We start from the raw sequence: 9,592 nt of genomic DNA, 5'->3' as shown, positions 1-9,592 counted from the left end.
CTAAAGATAGTTTTTGTATATAGGCTATTTTTAAATTATTGATTACTTGTATAGACATAAGTTTATAATTATTATATTCTTGATTAAAGTGATTAAGATTTTCTAAAAATATTTTATACTCATTGATATATTCTTTTTCATCTTGTATATTATCTAAATATTTAAGACTTTGATTGAAAATATTATTATTGTAAAAATTACAAGAAAAACTATCAAAATTAAATTCTTTTAACAAATTACTATTTTTATTATCTATAGAACATAAAGGAGCAAAGGAATTTTGTATGTTTTTGTAGTAGGGGTAGAGAGAGTGGGTGGTGGATGTTGCTTTTCCTCCTAAAGAAGTTATGTTTATTATGAATAGTTTTTTTGTTTTGGTTATTTTTTTAATTGTTGTTAAAATTCCTGATGGTGCTAAATAATACAAAGGTCTTTCATTGATATCTTTTATTAAATATTCTAGTATAACATTTCTAGAAGTTTCATTTTTAACAATATCTTTTAAAAAGTCTAATTCTTCTAGTGTCTGCCTTTTATGAAAATCATCTAAAATAACACTTTTTTCTTGCCAATCTCTAAAACCTGAAATTCTAGCTAAAAAATCTCCAAAATCATAAGGTCCTATATAACAATCTACAATACCATCTTTAATATCCTTAAGATGTTCCATTAATCCTTTATCTCTCATTTTCTAGCCTTTTTAATTTACAAAGAAGAAGTAAAACAATATTTATTAGTTTTCTACTAAAAAGAATGATTATTGATAAATAACATATCATTTCAAATAATCCATATTTTGAAAAATATCTACCTAAATATATGAAATTTAAAAATACAATTGGTGGAAAGAGTAATAAGTTTTCACAAAAAATACTATACACCCAATCTATAATTTTATTAGAAACTCCATATTTACTTTTGCAATTTTTGCATTTTATTTCTAATTTGCCTGAGAATATATTCCAAATATTTTGTAATTTATTGATTTTTGTTTTACAAACTTCACATTCTTTATAAATAGACATTTATTTTTCCTATATAATTTAAAAATTATCTTTAAAATTTAAATTATCTTCCGCATGCATTTAATTTTCCTTTAGCAAAATTTATGAAATAATTATATCTTTTTGCTTCATATATTGTTGGGTGTATCATTTCTTGAATTTCGGTTTTTAGTTTTGTTTTATATAATAAATTCATTTTTTTATAAGAATTAATCATATTTTCTAATAACTGTTCTTTTTGAGGTATAGAACACATAAAGTTTTTATCTAGGCTTGAAGCAAATGGGATTAAATTAAAAAGAAAATAATCAGCATTAAAGGCTATTTTCATAAGTGCATAAGTGTCAGGCAATGCATCTATTTTGTTAATAAAAATGATATATCTATTCATAATGCTTATAAAATTGTTCATTTCGTTTAAATTGGTAGTGCTATTAGAAGCAAGATAAAAATAATTAAGATTAGTTTCACTTTTTCTTCCAAATATACTTACTTTATTTCTAAGAGCTACCAAATAAGCATTGTCTAAACCTAAAATTTGCATAAATTTAAAATCTTTTTTAAAATTATGCATATAATTTAATAATTCTTTTTGATTAAGTTTTAATTCTTGATTTAAGTTTTGTTCTACAAAAACTTTTTTAAATTCTTCTTCGTTGCTCCAGAATAATTTAGATGTCTCTTTTCTAATTTGATTTTCTTTTTCATAATAATACTTATCCCAAAAGATAAGCTCTAAAGGGCAATAAGCTAAGCTTATAAAAATAATCAAAGCTATAAGCAAACCGCAGGGTATATAAAATCTTTTAAGTTTATTCATTTATATTCCTTGATATTTTAAAAATAGTTTATAAAATTTTCTATAAAAATCATAATGATATTTTTTTATACTATTTATTGTATTACTAATATTTGGCATTCTAAAATTTTTAAAATATAGTATTTATTTTCAAAAAAATACTATATATTTACTCTGCTTTAATTTCTCCACCTTTAACAACAAGACCCTTAGAATCTATCACTACTTCTACTCCACCTGCTTTAATGATAACACAATCTGGTTTAGCATTAATCAATGTTTCTCCTACTTGTATAGTTGCCTCACTATCAGCCTTTAGATAATGAGCTGTTTTTGCATAGGTAGTGATATTATTAGCCACCATACTTGTATTTTTATCGCTTTCAAATCCCATGGATTCATTGCTTGTAAAAAGAATATTGTCTTTACTTTTACAATCTATCTCTTTTTCGCTCAAGACTTGTATTTTATTGCTTGTATTTATATTGTAATAACCTTCTATAATTTCTTTTTTGTTTCCTTTAACATTTCTAGTTTCATCTTTATGTATAATGGTATTTTTGTTTGCGCATATTTCAGTGTCTTTATTTTCTCCTATATATTCACTTGAATTTTTAGCCACTCTTAACTTGTTGTCTACTCCTACATTTAAAGTGTTAGATAATCCAACTATGGTGTCTTTAGATAAACCTACATTTATTAGATACTCAGCACCAACATTGACATTTTTAGCTAAATCTATGGTTTGCGTATGAACTTTTTTAATTCTTTCATTATAAATCCCATCCACCATAGAATCTTTATCATTTAAAATTCTTTGAGTAAAGTTGTGCTGAACCAATTCATCATAGTCTCTTTCTGCTTTTAGATAGATTTGTTCTTTATCTTTTAAGTTGGATAAAGTTAGTTCATTGTATCCTTGTTCATATACTCCTATAGTTTTAGAGCTAATGGAAGTTTTGTGATCATGGTGTGGCAACGATACAAGAGGATCATTTACCCCATTATACAAACTCCCACTAATAAAAGGTTTATCTATATCATCATCTAAAAATGAAATAATAACTTCATCTCCAATTCTAGGTGTATGGTAAAAACCTGAATGATTGCTTGCTATAGGGCTAGCTACTCTTAAGAATGGACTATGGTGATACATGTTTGTTTTATTATCTAATTCTTCTTGATTAGCATAAAGATTAATCCTTACTTTTACTCTTCCATATTCATCTGTATATATGGTATTTCTTTGATTTTCTATATTAGAATCTTCTCCTATAACTATACCCATGGTATTAATTGGAGGTTTTGGTTTGGATTTAAAACTAGGTGTAAAGGTTAAAAAAGATGGGGTAAGGGTTAAATTATTTGTATAAGATTTGCTTAGATTTAAGTCTTTAATATTTAAATTATCATTGGTATTGATAGTATTAGCTAAAATAGCATCATCAATTAAAATTTGTTCTTTTGCTATAATGGTATATTCTTTGGTGGTTTCTTCTTGAATATTAATTTTAATACTTTCATTTAAACTAAGATGATAAATATTGCTTTTTGCTTTTAGTATATTATTAAGCATAGTATTTCTTTTTTCTTTTAGGGTAGGGGATTGTTTTAAATTAATATTTTGTGTAAAGGAATACTCACTTTCATAAGAATGCTCATTATAATGTGTATTGGCATTTTGTGCTTTAGTGCTTAAGGAATATAAACTTAAAGGTTGTTTGGAATTATTACTAGAATGAGTAAAAGCATTAGTTTGTATTTGTTTTTCTTTATTTAGTGCGTAAATACAAGTTTCATTAAGATGGTTGTTGATATTAGGATTAAAAACTATATCTTTTATTTTGCCTTTATGAGTATAAAAATCATAAAAATAAATATTATCTTTATCTTCATAAAAATAAATACCATGATTGTGTGCTAATCTTGTGATAAATTCTAAATCACTTTCATTGTATTGAGAAATTAATTCTTTAGTTTCATATATATGATGAATATTAGAAAAATCAATGTTTTTATTTAGCTTGGTGTTATAATAGGCTAAGGTTTGTTTAATTACTTCTATTATGTTTGTATGAGTATAAATACGATTTGCTTTATTAAAATCAAGTCTTATTAAAGGAGAATGCAAGTTAAACTTAAAAAAATGTTTATGGTTTAATTGTTTAAAATTTTCTTTTACAATATTGCTAGCACTGCCTTGATTAACACCTAAATAGTCAACATAAGATATTATTCCCCGATAAATCATATCAATATTAGTTGAAAAGTCTATCTTTTTGTTTTCATAAGGATTTTTAATTATAAGTGAAGCTTCTTTATCAATAAGCATATTAGGATTAAATTCAATATTGTCATCACTAAAAATATCATTATTGATATTTTCATAAAAACCTTCACATTCACATAAAAAGATCTGATCCAAGCTTTCTTTTATAATGGCTTTTGTGATTTTAAAATCAAGTTTGTTAATTTTTAAATTAAGATAAGAGTTGTTTGTATTCATTAAAAAAACCTTTGTTGGTATTGGGATTTATTGGGATTATTTTTAATGAAAGTGATAAGGATATTAAATAGCATATAAAGCTCATTGTTTAACAATGAGCTTATTGTGTTACGAATTTGCTTCTCTCCAATCATCACTTCCGCTTGTTCCAGCCGCTGTATGCTCCCAAATAACTTTTCTGTAATTTAAAGATACCTTAAAAAGCTCTGTTTTGTCATGATTGTTTGCTTCTTGAGCATTTGGCATTACTAAGGTAATATCTGTAATGATAGCATCTTCTAATTTAGTTGTAAAAAAATGTTCTTGTCCGCCACTTGTTGATGTTCTAAACCAATGAACTTCAACACTCGGAAGTCTTTCACCTTTTGTAAGTGCATTGTAAAGTAGAGGAACTGCTTTATTTAGAGAGCAAGTGAAAGTAAAAGGCTTATGAACTCTTTGTCCTGATGGTTGTCCACTTTGTTGATCAACTGGAACTGTTACAATATGAGAAATTTCTTGAGCCATAATCTCGTCTTCGTGTCCTGCTTGATAGCGATTTCCTATACTTGCTTCTGTAGAAGCACCACTTGAAATAAGTCCTTGTGTTGAACCTTCGATTTTGATATATGCTGGTTGTGCCATGTTTTTCCTTATGATTATAATTTTAACTTTATATTTATATTAAAAGCTTTTAATATTTTAATACAAAATAAGTAAAAATAATATAAAATTAATAAATAGAAATAAAAATTATTTGAATTTATATTAGGAAAAATTATGTTTCAAAAAATAATGCAAATTTTAAAATCTAGGATTTTCGTAATCACATTAATACTTATTATTTTAGTTGTCTTAAGTTTATTTTTTTGGACTTATGGTTCTTTATTTGCATTTAATGAAATTTATGTTTTTAGTAATTCTTATTTAAGATTTGGGATAATTTTTATATTTTGGTGTTGTATTTTTTTGTTTTTCCTTTTAAAGCCTTTAAGTAATTTTATAAAATCTTTTAAGGATGACAAAAGAATAAGACTTAAAGAAATTAAAAAAGAATCTAATGAATTTTTATACAAAGCAAAAAGAAATTTCTTTATCGCATTAAAAGATGCCAAACAAACATGGAAAAAAGATATCAACACTAAAAATTTGCCTCTTGTTGTTATTGTGGGAAATGAAGGTGCTGGTAAAAGTACTTTTATAAATTATTCTGATATAGAATATCCTTTAAGTGATAGTTTAGAATCATATAAAAAGATGCATAAGTCTACCAATAATTTTAGCTTATATGTTTCCAAGAAAGGCGCTTTGCTTGATACTGAGGGAAATTATTTTTCTCAAGAAGATTTTTTTCATCCTAATAGTAGCGATGAGTTACCCGAAGATGATATAGAGAAAAATAGAGACTTTTTAATTAAAAAGAGCATTTGGCAAAATTTTTTAAAATTTTTAAATAAGAATTATTTTCATAGTAAATTAAATGGCATTATTTTAATAATTGATACTCGATTGTTTTTGGAAAACACAAAAGAATATTCTAATAATTTAATTCGTTATTTAACAAAAAGGGTGCATGAGTGTGAAAAAATTTTAGGCGTACAATTACCTATTTATGTTGTTTTTTCAAAATTAGATTTAATAGAAGGTATGAGAGAATTTTTTGATATTTTCAATGAAAAAATTCAAAAAAAAGCTTTTGGTGTAAGTTTTGCAGAACATTTTAAAGAAGAAGATATTCAAAAGTCTTTTGAAGAGATAAGCAAATCTTTGTTTTTATGTTTTGTTGATAAAAATTCTTCTATATACACTATAGAGGAAAAAAATAAAATTTATTTATTTTTAAAGCAGTTGGATAATTTATTTGTATTGAGCAAAGACTTTATCGTGCAACTCCAAAATGAAAATATTTTAAAAAATAGTTCAGTTTTAAGAGGGGTATATTATGTAAGTGCTTATCAAGAAAATGTGCCAAGAAATTTTATGCTTGATACAATTTGTGAAAAGTATAATATAAAAAAACCATTAGCTCAAGTAAAACAGTCTTTTAGTAAGCAAAGTTATTTTGTTCAGTCTTTGCTTGAAGATATTGTCTTTAAAGATTCATCGCTAAGTAGAATTAAAAGTTTTTACAAAAAGATATCGCTTGTGGGTCTAACTATATTTTTGAGTTGTATGACTTATTTTATTTCATCTTATTTTATTCTTAAAAGTGAGCAAGAAAAGAAAATATCTCAAAGTGTTTATACAGATCTTTCATTTTTGTTGAAAAATATGCAAGATTACCCCATGATGAGTATAGAAGAGAAAGCAAAATTATTAGTTGATTTAAGAAATATACTAAGTGTATATCCACAATTAATCGAAAAGGCAAGTTTGTTTGAATATTTTAGCTTAAACATAACATATAAAGGCTTTAAAAAAGCACAAAATTTATATTATAAAATTAGTGAAGATGTGTTGAAAAATACCCTATTAAAAGAAATGGAAATAATATTACAAACTGATGATAATTATGATAACTTAATTAAAACTTTATATGTATATAAATCATTGTTTGAGCAAAAATATCTTGATAAAGATTTATTAAAAATATGGATTAATGAAAATTGGAATTTTTTAGAAAAATATAAAATTTCTAAAGAAAATTTTCTATCTGGTATCGATGAACTTCAAAAGATTGACTTAAGCACTTCTCAGCAAGATGATATTTCGGTTAAACTATCTATTGAAAAACTATATAATGTAGCAAAAATTCAAAGAATATATACTTTACTTAACTTTATCATTCTAGATAAAAACAATAAAGTATATAATTTTAAAAATGAATTAGGATTTGCTGCTAATAATGTTTTCTCAGAGTCTATTAAAATTGATAGTATTGAAGAAATTTACACAAAAAAAGGTATGGCTGACTTTTTGCAAACGTTAAATGTAAAAATAGATAAAGCCATTGAGATTGATTCGTGGATTTTAAATGATTTGTCAAATTCTGAAAATAGAAGCAATATGGCAATGGGAATTATTAAAATTTATTTAACGCAATATCAAAATAAATGGCAAGAAATTTTAAATTCACTTGCACCAAAAAAGTTTATTTCCAAAAGTTCTATGCTAAATGAACTTAATATACTATCTAAAAAAGAAAATCCTTTAATGAATTTTATAAAAATTGTTAGTGTAAATACCAATCTTAACGATGCTACTTTACTAACTCAAGCATATAATCTCGGTGTTAATGCTGCTGAAATAAAGACAAGTTTTATGGGGATTACCAGTTCGTTTGATGCTTATCATAAAATTATAGAACAAAATTCTATTTTAAATACGGGTGCTACTGCTGTAGGTTTAGATGTTGGAAGTCATCAAAAAACCATGGAATTAATAAATACAGATTTGTCTAATATTCATAAAAAAATAACTGACTTTACAACAAATAACTCGCAAACTATTGAGGAAAAAATAAAATACGCTTTAAGCGATAGTAAAGATTCTAGCGACCCATTTAGTTCTCTTGAACAAAATATTAAAAATTTACCAAGTGAATTGGAAAAATATTATGCAACTCTTTCTTTATATGCTTGGAATATTATAGAAAACCATGGAGTTTCTTTGTTTAATACTGTTTGGTTGAATGAGGTTTATGCACCATTTGTTAATGATATAGCTCCTTTTTATCCTTTTAATTTATTAAGTTCACAAGATTTAAGTATAGATTCTTTTAAAAATTTCTTTGGTAAAAATGGAATTTTAAATAAGTTTTATGAAAAATATTTAACAAATGTTCTAATTAAAAGAAAAAATGTTTACTCTATTAATTCTAAATTTAGCTCAAGATTAACTTTTTCCAAAGAATTTTTGGATTTTATTACTAAGGCTGGTAATTTATCAGAGTTAATGCTAAATGCAAATGATGTAATGAGAGTGCGCTTTACTTTACAAAGTCTTGACTTAAGTGCCGATTTTTCTTTTGTAAAAGTTCAGTATAATGATACTTCTATTATATATGATCACACATTGCATACAAAATTAGATGTTATAACTGATGAATTTAACAATGGAACTAGTTTTGATTTCACTGCGTATTCTTATTTAGATGCTAATATAAATTACACAAAATCATATAAAGGAGAATGGGCTTGGTATAAATTATTACAGGAAAGTAAAAATTCAAATTCATCTTACAGTGTTTTATTTAATGACAATAAAAAAATGTATTTTGATTTCAAACTTAATAATAACAACTCAGATATTAATAATATAATTATGATATTAAGTGATTTTAAAATAGTAGAAAATATAACAAAGGCTCAAAATGATAGATAAAGAAACCATAGGATTGATAATTGAAAATATTGATGAAAATATTACAAAAACAGTAGCTTGTGTATTTGATGAAACTGGTGGACTTGTTGGATCAAGTCCAGAATGTTTATTTTGGATACAAGATAAAAATAATTCTGTTAAAGAAAAACATATGAAGATTACTTTTGAAGAAGGTTTTTTTACTATGACGCCTATAGAATGCAGTGATATTTTTTATAATAATTCTTTTTCTAGATTGGAAGATGGTTATGAAATTATTATCAACAAAGGCGATGTTCTAAAGTTAGGTCTTATTGAGTTGCGTTTTGTTGATTCAAAAGAGATTAAACAAGAAACTTTAAAGCAAGCAAAAGAAATAAAAGAAATAGAAAAACACACACAGATGGATGAAATAGAGCTAAAACCTAGAGGAAAAATAGATGGTTTAGATTTTAAGGCAAAAGAAAACATTAAAGAACTTATTGAAACAAAAATAGATTATAGTTTTATAGAGGATAATAATATTAAAAATTCTGAAGTTATTATGGAATCTAATTCTTCTGTTAATTTAGATTTTACTTATGAAAATATAGGAAAAATTTTAGATAAATTGCAAAATGAATTATCAGAAAATCGTAAAAAAACAATACTAAATGATAATTTCCAAAAATTAAATATAGATGATTTTCAAACAGTTATTTCAAAAATTCCGCTTATTAAAGATACAAAACTAATTAATCTTGTTGTGTTAAAATTAATTACTAAAGAGTTGTATTCGCCTGTATTTAAAGAGATGGAAGAAGATATTTTTATGACTTATTTGCAAAATGCCTTGCAAAATATTATCAAAAATGATCAAAATATATTTGAAAATTTGACTTTACTGTCTTTAAATAAATACAAAGAAAAATAATTTTTTTTCAAAGTAAAGTAAGATAATTTTCCAAAATTAATTTTAAAAAGGAGTATCAAATGAAAATCACAATGATAATTCTAAGCTTG

The 9,592-nt window shown here is 24.6% G+C and carries 5 protein-coding genes and 1 pseudogene; 2 read left to right on the top strand and 4 right to left on the bottom strand.

Annotated features, from left to right (window positions below):
- The 4 genes and pseudogenes from L8X38_RS08280 to L8X38_RS08265 form a co-directional block, all read right to left on the bottom strand.
- Positions 1 to 688: pseudogene (locus tag L8X38_RS08280) on the bottom strand (hypothetical protein); the annotation flags it as partial.
- Positions 689 to 1,068: 380 nt separating this feature from the next.
- Entirely contained in the window at positions 1,069 to 1,824 is a 756-nt protein-coding gene (locus tag L8X38_RS08275) for a hypothetical protein (protein ID WP_263661757.1), read from the bottom strand.
- A gap of 148 nt (positions 1,825 to 1,972) precedes the next feature.
- A complete protein-coding gene (locus L8X38_RS08270) occupies positions 1,973 to 4,309 on the bottom strand; it encodes a type VI secretion system Vgr family protein (RefSeq protein ID WP_263661756.1) in 2,337 nt (778 codons plus the stop codon).
- A 108-nt stretch (positions 4,310 to 4,417) separates the two neighbouring features.
- A complete protein-coding gene (locus L8X38_RS08265) occupies positions 4,418 to 4,933 on the bottom strand; it encodes an Hcp family type VI secretion system effector (protein ID WP_039626225.1) in 516 nt (171 codons plus the stop codon).
- Positions 4,934 to 5,068: 135 nt separating this feature from the next.
- Here L8X38_RS08265 and tssM point away from each other — a divergent pair, with 135 nt between their 5' ends.
- Positions 5,069 to 8,611, top strand: a complete 3,543-nt coding sequence (gene tssM, locus L8X38_RS08260) for a type VI secretion system membrane subunit TssM (protein ID WP_263661755.1) — start codon at positions 5,069 to 5,071, stop codon at positions 8,609 to 8,611.
- Positions 8,601 to 9,503, top strand: coding sequence for a hypothetical protein (locus L8X38_RS08255; protein WP_263661754.1), 903 nt, complete (start codon positions 8,601 to 8,603; stop codon positions 9,501 to 9,503). The genes tssM and L8X38_RS08255 overlap by 11 nt, the downstream gene beginning before the upstream one ends.
- Positions 9,504 to 9,592 lie beyond the last annotated feature (89 nt).

The sequence above is a fragment of the Campylobacter sp. CNRCH_2014_2452 genome (genome assembly GCF_025772865.1).
In the GTDB taxonomy this organism is placed as follows: Bacteria; Campylobacterota; Campylobacteria; order Campylobacterales; family Campylobacteraceae; genus Campylobacter_D; species Campylobacter_D lari_D.
Note: the sequence above shows the minus strand (reverse complement) of the source record. Positions and strands in the feature narration are given on the sequence as shown.